Annotated in this window: 13 protein-coding genes and 2 pseudogenes; 5 read left to right on the plus strand and 10 right to left on the minus strand. The window is 58.8% G+C overall.

Going from position 1 to position 15,661, the window contains the following annotated elements; all coding sequences use genetic code 11:
* Positions 1-40 precede the first annotated feature (40 nt).
* From HAH_RS11910 to HAH_RS11950, 9 genes and pseudogenes are all read right to left on the minus strand, one after another.
* Positions 41-574 (minus strand): DUF7261 family protein, encoded by a 534-nt coding sequence (locus HAH_RS11910; RefSeq protein WP_044952001.1) that lies wholly within the window; start codon positions 572-574, stop codon positions 41-43.
* The gene (locus HAH_RS11915) at positions 571-975 is read right to left on the minus strand and encodes a DUF7262 family protein (protein WP_023843395.1); all 405 of its coding nucleotides are present in this window, start codon (positions 973-975) and stop codon (positions 571-573) included. The genes HAH_RS11910 and HAH_RS11915 overlap by 4 nt, the downstream gene beginning before the upstream one ends.
* Positions 968-1,672, minus strand: coding sequence for a DUF7263 family protein (locus HAH_RS11920; RefSeq protein WP_014041145.1), 705 nt, complete (start codon positions 1,670-1,672; stop codon positions 968-970). Before HAH_RS11920 ends, HAH_RS11915 begins: the two co-directional genes overlap by 8 nt.
* On the minus strand, positions 1,669-2,115 hold the full coding sequence (locus HAH_RS11925; RefSeq protein WP_014041146.1) for a DUF7266 family protein: 447 nt from the start codon (positions 2,113-2,115) through the stop codon (positions 1,669-1,671). Before HAH_RS11925 ends, HAH_RS11920 begins: the two co-directional genes overlap by 4 nt.
* Positions 2,108-2,833, minus strand: coding sequence for a DUF7289 family protein (locus HAH_RS11930; protein ID WP_014041147.1), 726 nt, complete (start codon positions 2,831-2,833; stop codon positions 2,108-2,110). Before HAH_RS11930 ends, HAH_RS11925 begins: the two co-directional genes overlap by 8 nt.
* Positions 2,830-4,182: pseudogene (locus HAH_RS11935) on the minus strand (type II secretion system F family protein); the annotation flags it as partial. The pseudogene HAH_RS11935 and the gene HAH_RS11930, both read right to left, overlap by 4 nt.
* A gap of 31 nt (positions 4,183-4,213) precedes the next feature.
* Positions 4,214-6,820: a DEAD/DEAH box helicase gene (locus HAH_RS19155; RefSeq protein WP_014041149.1), complete on the minus strand. Its 2,607-nt coding sequence runs from the start codon at positions 6,818-6,820 to the stop codon at positions 4,214-4,216.
* A complete protein-coding gene (locus HAH_RS19160; protein WP_079891624.1) occupies positions 6,817-7,728 on the minus strand; it encodes a HamA C-terminal domain-containing protein in 912 nt (303 codons plus the stop codon). Before HAH_RS19160 ends, HAH_RS19155 begins: the two co-directional genes overlap by 4 nt.
* 64 nt (positions 7,729-7,792) lie before the next feature.
* Positions 7,793-9,118, minus strand: a pseudogene (locus HAH_RS11950) (type II secretion system protein); the annotation flags it as partial.
* Between the two features lie 377 nt (positions 9,119-9,495).
* On the opposite strand from HAH_RS11950, the gene HAH_RS11955 reads away from it, so the two are divergent.
* The 5 genes from HAH_RS11955 to HAH_RS11975 all read left to right on the plus strand — a co-directional run bounded on the left by HAH_RS11955 (position 9,496) and on the right by HAH_RS11975 (position 14,046).
* Positions 9,496-10,017 (plus strand): hypothetical protein, encoded by a 522-nt coding sequence (locus HAH_RS11955; RefSeq protein ID WP_014041151.1) that lies wholly within the window; start codon positions 9,496-9,498, stop codon positions 10,015-10,017.
* A gap of 83 nt (positions 10,018-10,100) precedes the next feature.
* Positions 10,101-10,778 carry a helix-turn-helix domain-containing protein gene (locus HAH_RS11960; RefSeq protein WP_014041152.1) on the plus strand — a complete coding sequence of 226 codons (678 nt, stop codon included), beginning with the start codon at positions 10,101-10,103 and terminating at the stop codon, positions 10,776-10,778.
* A 96-nt stretch (positions 10,779-10,874) separates the two neighbouring features.
* The gene (locus HAH_RS11965; protein ID WP_014041153.1) at positions 10,875-11,648 is read left to right on the plus strand and encodes an SDR family oxidoreductase; all 774 of its coding nucleotides are present in this window, start codon (positions 10,875-10,877) and stop codon (positions 11,646-11,648) included.
* A gap of 235 nt (positions 11,649-11,883) precedes the next feature.
* Positions 11,884-13,107: an FAD-dependent oxidoreductase gene (locus HAH_RS11970; protein ID WP_014041154.1), complete on the plus strand. Its 1,224-nt coding sequence runs from the start codon at positions 11,884-11,886 to the stop codon at positions 13,105-13,107.
* An 87-nt stretch (positions 13,108-13,194) separates the two neighbouring features.
* Complete coding sequence (locus tag HAH_RS11975; protein ID WP_014041155.1) at positions 13,195-14,046, plus strand: translation initiation factor eIF-2B; 852 nt, start codon at positions 13,195-13,197, stop codon at positions 14,044-14,046.
* A 6-nt stretch (positions 14,047-14,052) separates the two neighbouring features.
* Here HAH_RS11975 and malQ read toward each other — a convergent pair whose 3' ends face one another.
* A complete protein-coding gene (malQ, locus tag HAH_RS11980) occupies positions 14,053-15,543 on the minus strand; it encodes a 4-alpha-glucanotransferase (RefSeq protein ID WP_023843398.1) in 1,491 nt (496 codons plus the stop codon).
* Positions 15,544-15,661: the final 118 nt, after the last annotated feature.

A 15,661-nucleotide genomic window follows, 5' to 3' on the forward strand; every position in this document is an offset into this window, starting at 1 on the left:
CCTGATTTGCGGCGAGGGGTGCAGCTTTTGTTCCGGACTCTCACCACGAGGACCGACCGCTGGTCTCCAGAACCACGGTGACGGTGGTTTCGCCGCGTTCGGTCGTCGTCGTCACGTCGAAGCCGACGGCGAGGACGTGCGTGCGGCCGACCCGGTCCTGAGCGACGACGCCGCGGTCGGCGACGCAGTCCCCGAACTGGCGGTCCGGCCCGGACGGACAGTTCGCGTCTTTCCACTGCCGCGTTGCAGTGCCGTTGTAGGTTATATTGTAGTGAACACCGTCTTCGATTCGGGAGGTCTGGAGTCGGTCGAGCCGAGGCTGCAACCCCGTCCGAACGGCCGTCACTGCCGAATCGTTCGCGGCCCAGGCGTACTGGCTCGGGATGGACGTGCTCTCCGTCGCGACGGCTCGCTCAAGCACCCGAAGCGCGTCAGCAGACGGGTCGTCGTCGTAGTCTGCCGTCGCCCGAACGTCGTCGTGATAGCCCAGTTGGAGTGAGGCGAGCACGATTGGGACCAGCGCTACAGCGATGACCGTGGCCGCAACGAGGACTAGCTGTCCGCGCCGGGTCATGTGTACCACACGATGATTTGGACACTCCCGTGTCCCGTCGGCACAGTTGCGGTCCCAGTGCTGACGCCCTGTGGCGTCGGTGTTCCGACCGCTCCGTGCGGTGTTTCGACCCGGAAGAGGACGTTGTCGGGCAGGATACGGGCGACCCGGTTCGAAAGCGCGTCCCGCTCGCGGTCGAATGCCGCTGGACTCGAAACGACCTCCTGCAGTCGCGTTGCACCGTCGTGTCGCGGCGAGTCGTTAGCGAGGAGTGCCGCCGTATCCGAGGCGTAGGCGTCGAGTTGTGGCTCCCGGGTGTCCGGCGCTGGAGTCCCAAGAGCAAATCCCAGCGCGACGCCGAGAATCAGCACTGTCCCGAGGGCAACTTCCACGAGCGACAGCGGCAACTGGGCTCTACGCATCAACGGTCACCACCAGGGTTTCCTTCGTCGACCGCGGGGCATCGTAGCTGACGGTCACGTTCCCAGGTTCGAGTTGCCCGGCCCGCTGGAAGCGCAGTTCCGTCGTCTCGTAAGGGACCAGTGGGACCTCGTAGCTGCCGTCCAGCCCGCTTCGGTTATGCAGGACGACCCGGTCGTTAGCGCGGACCGTCCAGACGGTCGTGCCGGCCGGCGGGTCGATAGTTACTGTGGCCTGCGCGCTCCGGCGAGGGAGCGTCACCGCGTCGGTCGTTGCCAGATCAGGCGTGAGGGTGCGTTGCTCCTGAGACTTGACTACGACGAGACGGCTGATTCGCGTGCCGCCGTGAACCGTACCGCTGCGTGCGATCTCCTCGTCAGCCACCGCGACGCTGACCGCGTACTCACCGGCCGGCGGTGCGCTCCCCTCCAGCGCCGACTGGTCGAAGTCGTCCACCCGAGATTTGTTGAGGACGTTGCTCCGGGCGGCCAGTGGACCGCCCGCCGCGACGAGTCGGTCAGCGATAGCGGCGGCGACCCGACGCTCGTCGGGGGCCCTGTCTGCGCCGGCAATCGCGGTGTCGGCCATGGCGACACCCAGTCCGGTGACGACGGTCAGCAATACAAGCGCGATGCCCAGCGCTGGTAGCGACGTCTGTGCGCGAGTAGAATGGGCACAGCGACGGTTCGACAGGGTCATCGCTCCGCCTCCAGTGTCACCGTCACGCTCCCCCGTGTTCCGGAGACAGCGACGACGGTCGGACTGCCGCTCTGCCACTCGCCTTCGAAGGTATCGACTCTGTCGGGCAACAATGGCTGTGTTCGGCCGCCGATTTCGGGGTCGGGATGGTCGAGGACGAGAGCATCCCCGTCAGTCCGGATGCTGTATCCTGCGCCGTCGATGGTCTCCGGCAGCGAAACCCGAACAGTGGCCGAGACGGCCCGAGCATCCGGCGGGATAGCCTGCTCGACGCGGGCCGTGGCTTCGGCGAGCGTCCGGTCGCCGAGTTCCGCCCCAACGGCGGATTGGTACGCTGGGACAGTGCCGCCGTACAGCGTAGTCGTCACTAGTCCGATGTACAGCAGCACCAGTCCCATGCTCAGCAGTTTCTCGACGACGGTGCTGAGCGCACGGTTATCCATGCCCCACCTCCGTCCGCATATCGTGGCGGACCAGATACAGCGTCCGGCGGCCCGGGAACGTCGCCACGACGCTCTGAACGCCGTCGCCGTCGATATCCCTGACTCGCGTGGTTGCGCCGACACGCTGGAAGGACTCGGTAAACGGACGGGGCGTCTCCGTCTCGATAGCCACGCTATAGTTGTCGGCCGGGAGCCGTTCGCGTTCGTGGCTGACGTTCTGGCGGATATGTGCGGAGACGCCGCCCGTTCCGGACACCGTGCCGCCGCTGGCGTTGACGAGCGGTGCACCGACGATGACCGCCGTGTCGTCCCGCGTCGCCGTCACCGGCGGGTCCGATTCGAGCCAGGCGTTGCCCGCTGTCCCGCGGACGACACTGCCCCCGAGAAACCGAACGCGGCTGTCGCCGGAGTCGTACACTATCGCGTCGATGGGAACCGTCCGCTGAACTCCCGAATCGTTGAGGACTCGGAGTTCCCGCTCCGCAGTGGTCAGCCGCCCCGCAGTAAACCGGACGCGAGCAGTCTGGTGGCCCGTCTGCTCGACCGGCCGGAACGTCGTCTCGAACGTGTTGGCGACGCGGGTCTCATCGGCAGTCGCAGTGTGGCCGTCGACGACGGTCCCGACGACAGCCGTCAGTCCACCGAGCGCGACGACGGTCAGTCCCAGCAGCAACACCACGCCGACGACGTGTGACTGAGCGTCGGTGTCGGGAATCAAATCAGACCAGCCCCCGCGAAAACGACGTAGGCGACGAGTACCAGCCCCGAGGAGTGTAACAGCGCTTCGTAGACGCCGCGACTCGCCGTGCCGGCGAACCAGCCACAGGCCAGCATCGTCGCCTGCGTGACGACGTAGAACCGATGTTGCTCCCGTGCGGGTTTGATTGCGGTCGGGTCGAAGGCGATGTTGGCACCGCCCGAGACGGCAGATAGTTGCGCGAAGCTATCGAGGACGGAAACGTTGACAGCGACGGTGATCCCGATGACGAGCAGCGCCGTCGTCCAGCCGACCGCAACGTAGACGAGCAGGGCCGATCGGATTGATTTCCGGAGGTGATAGAGCTGGCCGATTTCGGTCTGGAGCGTTTCGAACACGTCCTCCGCGTCACTCCCCGTATCCAGTGCGCCGACGACCAGCCCGATGGTCTGTTCGGCCATCGGCGTGCCGACGCGGTCGACGAACTGGTCTAGCGCCGCAGCCCGGCGGTCAGCCGCGGCGTCGCCGGGGCTATCGCCCAGCGACAGTGTGAACGCGAGCGACTGGACATCGCTGGCGAGCGCACCGAGTTCCACGTCGTCGGCGACGCGTCGGACCGCCTCTGGAAACGGGCGGCCCAGCGCGACGTGGCCGGCGACGGCGTGAACGAAGTCCTGAATCTCCCTGTCTTTCGCGTCGTCCGCTCTGGCCCGGCGGACCGTCACCACGCCGACGGGGACGCCAACGGTAGCATACGAGAGGAGCGCGACGTTGACCGGCCGGTAGCCCAGTGACCAGAGGCCTGCCGCGACGACCGCACCCAGCGGCGCGCAGGCGAGAAGCGCGCTCGCAGGGTTCGAGGGGATCGAGGTGAGTATTGCCACGGGACCGTCCGGGAGGCTGTAACTCGGGGCAGCCGTGTTCCGTGGTCGGAGCGTAGCGACGACAAAGGCTGCCAGCAGCCCAGCAGCCATCACGAACGCCGCGCTCCCGTAGACGACGATGGCACGGACAGTCGTCTCGCCCAGCGGCGTCGCAACGGGCTCAGAGAGGCCGGGCGCGAGAATACCCATCACGGTGACGATGAGCACCACGAGCGCCGGCAACACCAGCAACACGACGAATAGCTCCGCAAGCAGTTCGAGATAGCCGGTCGCCCGCTCGTGCTGCCGGCTCTGCTCGTGGGAGAGCAAGCGGCCCTCCATCTCCAAGTACCCCTCAAGCGCCTCGGCGCTCTGGTTCGCGTGTTCGCGGAACTTCAGCAGAAACGGTGCAAGCAGGTCCCGTGAAGGGGTTTCGCTAGCGACTCGTTCGATACCGGTGTCGAGACTGCCGGTGAGAATGCCCTGATTGAGTGCGCGCCGGAAGGCGGTGGTAAAAAAGGATAAGCTTGATCCAGTTCTACTTTAATATTCCTTGTTTCTTTAAATGTGTTTCATAGAAATCTGGAATCTTATCTTTGTTAGAGTTCAAATATTGGGTTACGTCATCAACATTTGATGGTATATATACATCTACTGCGACGGAGCGATCAACCCCTTTTGTAATCAGAGTTATTTCATTAGTATCCATCGTTCCCAAATCAAGCATCTGATCAAATTTTTGCATCCATTGAGTGTCATCCCTATCCAAACTCTCTAAAACCTTCACTAAAATACTGAAATACTTCACGAGGACGAACTGAATGTCATTATCCACTAATTCAAAAAGGTTAGATATGGAATCATTAACCCCTTTATCATCAACAGCATCTGAGTCTATTCGATTCTGAACCATTCGCTTATACGATTTCCCTTGTAACCATTGATTAGCCGCAAAAATTATTGGCCCAATCTGGTTCTCGGCTTCATTCTCCGGAGGATCAATACCGTTAGATCGATCGTACGTGAATTTAAATATCCGATTCAATTCCTTACAAATCTTCTCTAATTTCTCATAGCTAAACCCTCCCCTTCCCTTAGCAACTATCCAATCAGTAGGATTTTCTTTCACTTGTTTATATAATTGATTCTGTAATATTGGATCGGTAGTTGGGGACTTTTTTGCAATTTCTTTTGGTATTTCAATAGATTTGAGAGTTTCCTCAAGTACAAACCGTATTTTCTCTCTATCGTTTTGATTCACACCATTTTCTTCTAAATACCTATCAACGCTGTCAGGGTCTCTTAAAAACCGATTTCTCAGTAATATTCCAGTGTAGCGCAAACTACCATCATCTTCTTCAATTATATTCTCTTTGGTTAATGTATCAATCAGTTCATCTGGCCGATTTAGAGCATTTTCAGTAACTGGTTCTACTTCCTTTTCTTCAGCGTTCTCAAATTGTTCTTGAGCCCACTCATCGTCCTCTGTTGTTATGCAGTATATTGAACCATACAGTTTGGTGTCTAACCTGCCGACACGACCAATTAGGTTATTAAAGTCAAAGCTAGTGAGGTCATCTTGCCCTTTTTTATCCCCTACCAAAAAGATCTTTTCTGCGGGTAGGCTAACACCTTGCAGTAGCGTTGGTGTACTTACAATTGTATCCAGAGAATCTTCCTCTCTGTATATTCTCTCAATTTCTTCCCGAGCAATTTTTGGGACCATTCCATGATGATATGCTAATCCGGATTCGACACAGTTCGCAAGCGAGTATTCCTCATGGATACTATCTCTGAGAAATTGGACAAGATCGTCAATATCTTCTGAGTCAGCAGTATTCTTTCGGTTTTCGGCTATCTTGGTAGCCCGATCTTCGGCGAAATCACGCCTACTTGCATAAATTATATTTTTAGAGTTGCTTGCAAATTCATCTAAGATGTGAGGTAACGAGTTCTTTTTATTGTCATTGAAATCTGAGAAAGTAACTTGTTCAGGCTCCGGTACTTTAGTTGTCAGCGGTTCACCAGAAGGGCTATAAATGGTAGCATTCATCAATCTTTGGCCTGGTGCATTCCCTCCGCCCCTCTGAAACTCAAGTATAGCTTTTAATTGTAAAACCGGAGCGAATTTTGTTTCGATTTCTTTCACATCACGGTCAGTGAGTGATGATAAAGTGACGCCAGAATTTTTTAAATATGGTCCTGCGGCTACTATTTGGGCGCGGGGCCAGTATGTAGTCAATGACTCAATAATACTCTCGAAGATAACGCCTCTTTCTCCAGATTCAAGATTTTGAATTTCATCAAAGAACACAAGCGATGGGGATATTGATGACCGGTTTTCTTCCGAAAGTAAATTCAGACATCTCTCTGGCGTAACTACAAGAAAGGTTGTTTCGTTATTTTTTTCTTCGTTAGTTTCAGTAAAATGCGCACCTGTTTCGATACTTGCATCTGGGAATCTCTCAGATAATTTTCGACAAACCTCGCTGATTAGTGCTTTAGTCGGGACAACATAAATTGTGTCAAATTTATTTTGCTCGCTAATTTTAGAATTTATGTATTCACGAATTATAAAAGACTTGCCAGAAGATGTTGGCCCTGAAATTGCCACATCTTTTCCCTTATTCAGCGAATCATAGATTTCATTTTGAAAGGCTGAGAGAACAGTGTCCCGATCGATCTGATATTCTTGTTTGCTAGTCTGTAATTCAGCATTAAGAATTGGATCATATGAGTTGAAGATCCCCGTTTCAAAGGAATTAGTCTGGATATGTCCATTATTTTCATAAGAATCTGATCCTTGTATTTCCCCTCCTTCTTCATCACGCACATTCTCAAATGCTGGTAAGTTTCCAAGCCTGGATAGGACGATATATAAGTACTGTTTATAAACACTTTTATCGGGGCTATTTTTATTTCTTATGTAAGAAAGAGTTGCTAATGCTAAGGCTTTTTTCCTATCGTTTTCGTCATCGCTATTTGCTAAGTAGGAAGCTAACCAGACTGACCTATGTAGTTCTTCATCAGTTACTGGATATAGAGTAGAATATGGGACTCCTAAATCATTTTTTAATAATTCTTCTATAAGCTTATCAATTGTAGAATTAAAGAATTCGGCCTCTGCAGGGCTATTTTCGGTCATTGATTGGTATAAGGGTAAATTTGCTGTTTTAGCGTCTCTTGGAGGTTTGTTGTATCATCAACGGGCATCAACATCATGATAGCCCAGTGCTTGTTTACATTAGGATAATTTTCTTCAATCTTCTCTTCAATGTATTCACCTACGTCGTATTTTTTAATTTCAGATATAATCTCATCTCTTAATTCTGATCTTGTCAAGTTAGATTCTTGGACATTTTGTAATTTGGCAGATTCATAACAAATAAACATTGGGTGAATAGTTCTATGTTCGCCTGGTCCTGAAGTTAAAACCTTGCTTAGTTCTTTTACTTCTTCTTTATTCAAATCCTGAGGTAAATTATTGGAAGCAACCGTTAATTCATGTTTACGCATCTGAGTTCCTTCAGGACTATAAAATCTATTGATACTGTTCAATGAGTCTTTTATCGCTTCTGATCGCTGACCCTTGATTTTCGACTCACCGATTGCGAGGGATTTTTCACCATCAAAGTGGCCGTAAAACAGACCATCGGAACCCTTCACTTCATCGTTTGCATTTTGCGTCCATGCGACTTTGTGACTTGCGATTGGCAGGTCAAGAAGGGCTTCAACAAATGCAAATAGAATCAGTTCTCCATAGATTCCTTCATTCTCTGCGTTTAATTTGTAAGCAGACTTTGTTTGTGCTTCATAGTGTGCATCTTCCGTTTGTTTCACTTCTTCCTCAGATAAGACATAGTACTTGAATTTCTTTCTTAAGAAATTTATAAACGACGTATAATCTAGTGTATCTACACCTGGGGAAACACAATATCTGCTAATTCTTATATTATCTGATGTTTTCTCATCAACTTCAAATATATGTTCAAGCAATTCTGCCTCCTGAATGACTGTTTTAGAGGCCCAGTGGTCATCAGGAAGTTGAGACATATCGCATGATATGTATACTCTTATGTATTAAAACATGGGCAATTCAGACATACGCTTTCATTCGCAAGCTTGCTTTGGTTTCGAGGGTATACATTCGAATTGCATCGCCCGACTGTTTCCGGATGGAGATGTGTGGACCGCCTTCGCTAATAGTCGGCAAGGCAACTGCACAGCGGATGGTGTCGTCGGCGTCGTGGAGGCTGTCCCCGTCCGGGTCGATGTTGACCTTCGCGCTCGGGTTCGAGGCGTTGAGTTCGACGCCGTCGTCGGCGGCCAGTTGCGTGACGACGTTGACGAAGGCCGCCTCGGAGTCGAAGGCGAGGTTGGTCGGCACCCGGCCGTCGTGGCCGAGATCGGCGCGTGGGAGGACCTTCACGCGCTCGTCGACGCGGTTCGCCTCGATGTCTTCCAGCGTGTGGTCCCGGATGGGAACGGTGAGCTTTCCGTAGCCGACGAGGTCTCGAAGCACGTAGTACAGCAGGTCGTCGAGGCGGTCGTCGGCGAACCGATGGTCGACCGGCGGCACGGCCAGGTCGAGTTCGGCCAGCGCCGACCGCAGCCGGTAGCGGGCGGCGTCGACCCACTCGGTCGTGTTGCGGACGGTTAGCTGCCGGGCCAGGAGCGAGCGGGCACGCTCCCGCACGAACTCGACACGGTCCTGAACGACGCCGTCGACGCCGGTTTCCCAGACGCGCTCCTTGCACACCTCGATGAGTTGCTCGTCGCCGGGGAGCAGGTCCGGCTCTCGAACCGCGTACTTCGTCGTGAACGGGTCGGCACCGAGGAGATGCTCGCGGTAGACGACGACCGGAATCTCGAAGCCCTGAAAACGGACGGTGTGGCGCTCGACACGCTCGCTCGCGAACCGGTTAAGATACGCCGGGTCCGGGCCAAGGTCAGTCTCCGCCGGAGCGTAATCGTCAGTGTGGACGACGACGCCGTCGTCGGTCACGTCAGCAACGTCGATGCGGGAATCCAGCGCGTATGGGGTCAGGTCGTCGAAACACGCCAGCGACGAGAGCGCATGGTACTCGATTCGACGGCGGCTCGCTGGCGACGCGTCGATCAGTCGGTCGATTACCCGGCGGTGTTTCGCGTCGAACCCCCCGTTCATCCGCTCGACGGCCCCCTCACGCGTCCGCGGTCGCTCGATGTTCGCACCTGCGAAGTGTGATTCGACAGTCGACAGTGCGTCAGCCTCTGCCGCTGAAAGTACCGGATCACGGACATCGTACCGGAACCCGCTGCGTTCCCGTCGGACGGTCACGACGACGCCCGGATACACCTCGTCTTGCTCACGAACGTCCGGCGCGTACCAGGCGTCGGCGGCGTCCGGTGGCGTCGGTGCGGGAACCACCGGTGCGGTCTCCGTGCCAGCCTGTGCGGTCATACGCAGTTTTAAACTAGCTATTGTACTTAAAGTTGTAGACTTAGTTTTGCGGAATTTAATTAAAATATAATCTCCCTATATGGAGAATGTGAGTTGGAGTACAGACCATGAAAACACTCTGTCAGCATAGAGGCATACGAGCACAATAGGGGTGTCTGATAACATCAAAAAACCACTAATTAGGAGATATGATCCCGCTTTCGGGTCCGCTCTCTCCCATAACTCGGTGTTTCGAGATATGCACCAGAATTATCATAACTGTGCCAGCGGATCAGTTCACGTGGATGAAAGGAAAGGAGTCAGCGACGAGCAACGATAGCACAAAATCGGCAACTACCACACGACGACGGCTCCTCAAAGGAACACTTGGCACAGCAGTGACCGCGGCCGCGGTTCCGAGCCTGAGCGGCGTCGCGGCGGCCCACTTCCCGGTCGAGATCACGGTCGACGTCCAGCCCGAGAACGCGGAGAACTTCATCGACCTGTCGGAACACGACACCATCACCGTCGCAGTCGAGCAGTCAGAGTTCGTCAACAGCGACGGGGACAGCGAGACCTTCGACCCCACGGAGCGGGCCGTCCGCTATCGGTTCGGCTCGCGTCTCGCGCTGGAAGACGGCGAGGGGGCGCGTCCCGTCGAGGATGGCGAGATCAGGGAACCGGACGACGATGCTGCGGACGGCCAGGCGTCGCTCGTTCTCACATTCCCAGTCGATGAGATGGGCTTCGATGGTGGGGAGGAGACAGCATGGCTGTACTGGGAGCGGGACGAATCCGGGAACCACGGGTACGCGGGCTTCGATTCCGTGCGGGTGTATCGTGGGCAGCCCGCAAGCCGCTCGTTAATCGAACAGCTACAGCGATTGCTGGGTGGTGAGACAGCGTCCAGTTCTGACTGAGCGGCTGCGAACCGGAGCGGGGCTGTCAGTGCGCCTGTAATCGCAATGCTGGCGACTATATACGTCGACTCCGATGGCACGCTATGGCCATCGTTGCTGAAATCCTCCTCGCGGACGAGACGCTTCCGCTGGTCGGCGTGGCGGACTCGATTCCGAGCGGCGAACTCTCGATTTCGAACGCCGTCGGCCTCGAAGACGGACGACTGCTGCTTACAGTTAGCGTCGACGCTGGCTCCCGCGACGCCTTCGAGCGAGAACTCGACGCGCGGCCACAGATCACCGACGCGGCGGATATCGGGCAGACGGCCGATGGCTGGTTCTACAAGGTGGTCGTCGACAACGCACCGGATCTCATCGCGTCACACGACCCGGAGGAGTTCGAGGGCGTTGCGATGGACGCGACGGTCACCGGCGACGGGATACGGGAACAGAAGGTGTTCTCCGACTACGACGCGTTCAGTGCGCTACGGGACCGGTGTGCGGTCAACGACATCCCGCTCGAACTACTGCACATCGCTTCGGACCCCGAGAACCCCGGGGAACGCGACCAGTTCGGACTCACGGACAGGCAGTATCGGGCGATGTCCGTCGCCCTCTCCTCGGGGTACTACGACTCACCGCGTCGCTGTTCGACGGCGGAACTCGCCGACAAGCTCGATGTGTCGGCCGCCGCGGCCTCTGACCTCTTGCGTCGAGCCGAAAAACAACTCATCAGTTCGACAGTCGGCCCCGACCAGTTCCGGAACGCGCTCGCACAGTAGCCGCCAGCCTGTGCGACTGCGCTGTTGCAGCCAGTATATAAATGGGCTTATCAGTAAGCAAAGGACGCTCGTGGCTGTCGCACTGACTAAACAGCGATGTCAGACGAATCTGCAGCAGACGATCAGGACGCACAGCGGCTTGCAGGCGACGTGGCGATTGTAACCGGCGCATCGTCGGGAATCGGTGAGGCAACCGCGGAGGCGCTGGCCGACGCGGGCGCGAGCGTGGCGCTGGCGGCCCGCCGCGCTGACGAGCTAGAGGCTCTGGCGGACCGAATCGAGTCGGCTGGCGGGGATGCGCTGGTTGTGCCGACCGACGTGACCGACGAAGACGACATCGACTCGCTGGTCGACGCGACGACCGACGAGTACGGTCGCATCGACATCCTCGTCAACAACGCCGGCGTGATGCTCCTCGAACCACTGGAGCGGGCAGATCGCTCGAACCTCCGGCAGATGGTCGAGGTGAACCTGCTCGGACTGATGAACCTCACCCACGCAGTGCTTCCGGTCATGCAAGAGCAGGAGAGCGGCCACATCGTCAACGTCTCCTCCGTCGCGGGACGCCGGGCCTCGGCCGATTCGAGCGGCTACAACGCGACAAAGTTCGGTGTGAACGCGTTCACCGAGGCAGTCCGGCAGGAAGTGACGACACAGGGCATCCGGACGACGGTTATCGAACCGGGTGCTGTCGATACGGAACTCGCGACACACGTTCCGGACGAGCAAGTGCTTGAGCGGTTCGCGGAGATGGACCTCCCAATGCTCCACCCCGACGATATCGCTCGCGGCATCGTGTACGCGACGAGCCAGCCCGCCCGCGTGGACGTGAACGAACTCCTGATCAGGCCGACCGGGCAGGATATCTGATCGAGGCAGGTCTTGCGAGTGGGAGACAACGGAGAAACGGAGCAGCCACCATTTACGCGGTCACACAGCCGACGACAACGGCTACTGGAACCGTGTCTCACTCGTTCGATCCGGTAGCACTTTACCGGGTTCGTGTCCACCGGCCGCGGTCAGTTTCCGGGGGTGAAACTGGACGCACAGTTGTCGAAACCCCCGGTATCGGAGGAACCTTACGTCAGCTACCCTAATCAAATACATGGCAATTGAGACGGATGTCCTCGTCGTCGGTGGTGGCGCGACCGGCGCTGGCGTCGCTCGTGACCTCGCACTCCGTGGCATCGACGTGACGCTTGTCGAGCGTGACGGGCTGACAAGCGGTACCTCCGGACGCTCGCACGGGTTGCTGCACAGCGGTGCCCGCTACGCCGAGGCAGACCGGGTCGGTGCCGAGGAGTGCATCACCGAAAACCGGATACTCAAGGACATCGCCGGGGCCTGCATCCGCGACACCGGGGGCCTGTTCGTCCAACTCGCCGGGGACGACCCCGACTACTTCGAGGCCAAACGGGCGGCCTGTGAAGACATCGGCATCCCCGTCGAGACGCTGGACAGCGATGCAGCCCAAGAGCGGGTGCCCGACCTCGCCGCGGAGGTCGAGCGCGCGTTCGAGGTCCCTGACGCCGTCATCTACCCGTCGCGCCTGGTCGCCGCGAACGCCGCCGATGCTCGCGACCACGGCGCAACGATACACCCGCACGCACCTGTCGAGGACGTGCTCGTCGAGGACGGACAGGTGACCGGCGTGCGGGTCGGTGGGGCAATCAACGACACTATCGAGGCCGACTACGTCGTCAACGCGACCGGTGCCTGGGCGGGCCAGTTCGCCGCGATGGCCGACCTCGACGTCGAGATGCAACCGACGCGGGGCGTGATGGTCTCCGTCGAGTACGACGACCTCGGGCCGGTACTCAACCGCTGCCGGGACCCCGACGACGGCGACATCGTCGTGCCACACGAGCGCGAGGCCGTCCTCGGGACGACGAGCGTGCCGGTCCGCGACCCGGACGAGTACGAGACGGAGCAGTGGGAAATCGAAGAGAGCATCGAAGAGTGTGCGGCGATGCTGCCGCCAGTTGCAGACGCCCCCGAGGTCCGAACCTGGTGGGGCGTCCGGCCGTTGTACGCCCCAGACGAGGACGAGCGCGGCGGCCGCGGCATCTCGCGTGGCTTCTTCCTGCTCGACCACGCCGACGACGGCGTCGACAACATGGCGAGCATCGTCGGCGGTAAACTGACCACCTACCGGCAGATGGCCGAGGCGACGGCCGACCTCGTCTGTGACGGCATCGGCGTCGATGCGGACTGTCGGACTGCGGACCGAAGGCTCCCGAGCGTCGACGACCCGGCGCAGTTGGACGCGCTCGTGGCCGAGTTCGACGGTCAGGGACCGACCGACGAGGACGTGGTCGGGTCGGTGTGACCACGCCCGTCGTGGCCCGTTGCAAGCCGCGGGAACGGGCTGTCAGCCGGCTGTAGCGTTATAAGGGAGGCAACCGCACGTACACTCATGATAAACGAGACCGTGCGGCAGATCGAGGAGATGGAGACACAGAGTTCCTCGATTGCCGCCGTGAAAGCTGCGAAGGCGCTCCGCGAGCTAACAGACCGCGAGTGCCACACGGTCGAGGACTTCCTCCGCGTGGTCGAGCGCAACAGTAGTGCGCTCCAGCGGGCGAACCGCTCGCACGCGCCGCTGTACACCACACAGCAGCGTATCGTCACGGACCTGAAAGACGCCGACCTCGACTCCGTCTCAGAGGCCAAGGAGCGATTGCTCGACACAATCGACGAGGTCGTCACGGAAATCGAGACCAGCAAGGACCGCGCGGCGGAGCGGGCGGCGACGCTCATCGACGACGGCGACGTGCTGGTGACTCACGAGAACTCCTCGACGGTGATGGCGACGCTCATGGCGGCGCTTGACGACGGCAAGGAGTTCCACCTGTACGCCAGAGAGTCGCGGCCGCATTTCCTGGGCCGGCGAACCGCCCGCCAGTTGGCCGACCGGGACGGGGCCGACGTGACGCTCATCGTCGACGGTGCGGCGGGCCACTACCTCTCGGAGGCCGACCGCGTGTTCGTCGGCATGAACTGCCTCATCGACGACACGGTGTACAACCGTATCGGGACGTTGCCACTGGCCGCGACGGCCAACGAGATGGACGTCCCCGTGACCGTCGTCGGGACCTCGTCGAAGTTCATCGGGAGCGGCTTCACCTTCAGGAACACGTTCCGGCAAGGGTCGGACGTGATGCTCGAACCCCCGGAGGGGTTCGATATCGGGAACCCGGGCTACGACGCGACGCCGACCCGCCTGCTCGATACGGTCGTCACGGAAGACGGTATCCTGCAGTTCTGAAGGTACTCAGCGGATCGTTCTGTCGGTGACCTGTCTGAGCCGTTCGGCGACCTCGTCGTTGATGGCGTCTTCGGTCACCCGCCACTGCCAGTTCCCGGTCGCCGTGCCGGGGACGTTGAACCGGGCGTCGCTGTCGAGGCCGAGCAGGTCTTGCATGGTCGTCATCGCGACGACGGCGTTCGAGTTCCACACCGCCTCGATGAGGTCCCAGTTGATCTCGTCTCCGTCGGTGCCGAGGTTGTAGTGGAGGCAGTCCCGTTGCCGGTCCGCGAGGTCGCGGTAGTAGCCGACGATAGTGTCCGTATCGTGGGTCGAGGTGTAGCCGACGGCCGACTCCGGGTAGTGCATCGGCTGGTACATATGCCCCTCCTCGCACCAGTCGGCGTACTGTGGCACGCGCATGCCGGGGAAGCCGAACCGGTCCCGAAGCGCGACGATGCTCTCGTCGAGAAAGCCCAGATCCTCGACGAAGAACGGCAGTTCGCCGAGCCGGTCTCTGACCGTCTCGAAGAAGTGCGCGCCGGGGCCGTCCCGCCACTGCCCGGCGGCCGGGTCGTCCGCCTCGGCCGGAATCGACCAGAACTCGTCGAAGCCCTTGAAGTGGTCGATGCGGGCGATGTCGACGAGGTCGAACAGCCGCTCGAACCGGTCGACCCACCAGCCGTAGTCGTTCGCACGGAGGGCGTCCCAGTCGTAGACGGGATTCCCCCATCGCTGGCCGTCGTCGCCGGGATTGGGCGGGACGCCGGCCACCTCTGCAGGGTGGTGGTCGTCGTCGAGTCGGAACACCTCTGGATACGCCCAGACGTCCGCCGAGTCGAGGCCGACGTAGATGGGGAGGTCGCCGACGAGGCCGATGTCCCGTTCGGCCGCGTACTCGGCCAGCGCCTGCCACTGGCTGTCGAAGCACCACTGGACGAACTTGTGGTAGCGAATATCGTCGGCCAGTTCGTCCCGGTATCGCTCCACGGCCGCCGGCTCTCGCGTTCTGATATCGTCCGGCCAGTCCATCCAGCCGGCATCGTCGAACTCGGCTTTCAGCGCCGTGAACAGCGCGTAGTCGTCCAGCCAGCCGGCCTCGCGCTCGCAGAACTCGGCGAACGACTGCTGGTCCGCATCGCTTGCGCTCTCGTCGAAGCGCTCGTACGCGGTCCGGAGCCGGCGCTCCTTGAACTCGGTCACGCGGTCGTACTTGACGTGCTGTTGTGAGAAATCCTCGGGCGGGTCGACCTCGTCCGCTGTGAGATAGCCGCGGTCGACGAGGTCGCGGAGGTCGATGAGCAGCGGGTTTCCGGCGAAGGCGGACGACGACTGGTACGGGGAGTTCCCGTGGATGCTCGCCGTGGGACCGAGCGGACAGAACTGCCACAGCGACTGGTCGGCCCGGTCGAGAAAGTCGACGAACGCCCGCGCGCCGGCACCGAGGTCGCCGATACCGTGTGGCCCCGGGAGCGACGTTTGGTGGAGAAACACGCCACTCTGCCGTTCGAATTGCATACGCACCTGTTGCCCTGACAGGCATTTCAATGGGCGGGGTCGGTGACTGCCATCGTGTCTGCTTGCGGGGCCGGAGAAGAGCGCACGCAAACATATATATTGTATCCATTTGATGCTA

It is taken from the genome of Haloarcula hispanica ATCC 33960, assembly GCF_000223905.1.
GTDB classification, from domain to species: Archaea; Halobacteriota; Halobacteria; order Halobacteriales; family Haloarculaceae; genus Haloarcula; species Haloarcula hispanica.

Coding starts and splice junctions, on each gene's coding strand:
- HAH_RS11965 (WP_014041153.1), top strand. CDS start 10,875: ATGTCAGACGAATCTGCAGCAGACGATCAGGACGCACAGCGGCTTGCA.
- HAH_RS11915 (WP_023843395.1), bottom strand. CDS start 975: ATGCGTAGAGCCCAGTTGCCGCTGTCGCTCGTGGAAGTTGCCCTCGGG.
- HAH_RS11925 (WP_014041146.1), bottom strand. CDS start 2,115: ATGGATAACCGTGCGCTCAGCACCGTCGTCGAGAAACTGCTGAGCATG.
- HAH_RS11975 (WP_014041155.1), top strand. CDS start 13,195: ATGATAAACGAGACCGTGCGGCAGATCGAGGAGATGGAGACACAGAGT.
- malQ (WP_023843398.1), bottom strand. CDS start 15,543: ATGCAATTCGAACGGCAGAGTGGCGTGTTTCTCCACCAAACGTCGCTC.
- HAH_RS19155 (WP_014041149.1), bottom strand. CDS start 6,820: ATGACCGAAAATAGCCCTGCAGAGGCCGAATTCTTTAATTCTACAATT.
- HAH_RS11960 (WP_014041152.1), top strand. CDS start 10,101: ATGGCCATCGTTGCTGAAATCCTCCTCGCGGACGAGACGCTTCCGCTG.
- HAH_RS19160 (WP_079891624.1), bottom strand. CDS start 7,728: ATGTCTCAACTTCCTGATGACCACTGGGCCTCTAAAACAGTCATTCAG.
- HAH_RS11970 (WP_014041154.1), top strand. CDS start 11,884: ATGGCAATTGAGACGGATGTCCTCGTCGTCGGTGGTGGCGCGACCGGC.
- HAH_RS11910 (WP_044952001.1), bottom strand. CDS start 574: ATGACCCGGCGCGGACAGCTAGTCCTCGTTGCGGCCACGGTCATCGCT.
- HAH_RS11920 (WP_014041145.1), bottom strand. CDS start 1,672: ATGACCCTGTCGAACCGTCGCTGTGCCCATTCTACTCGCGCACAGACG.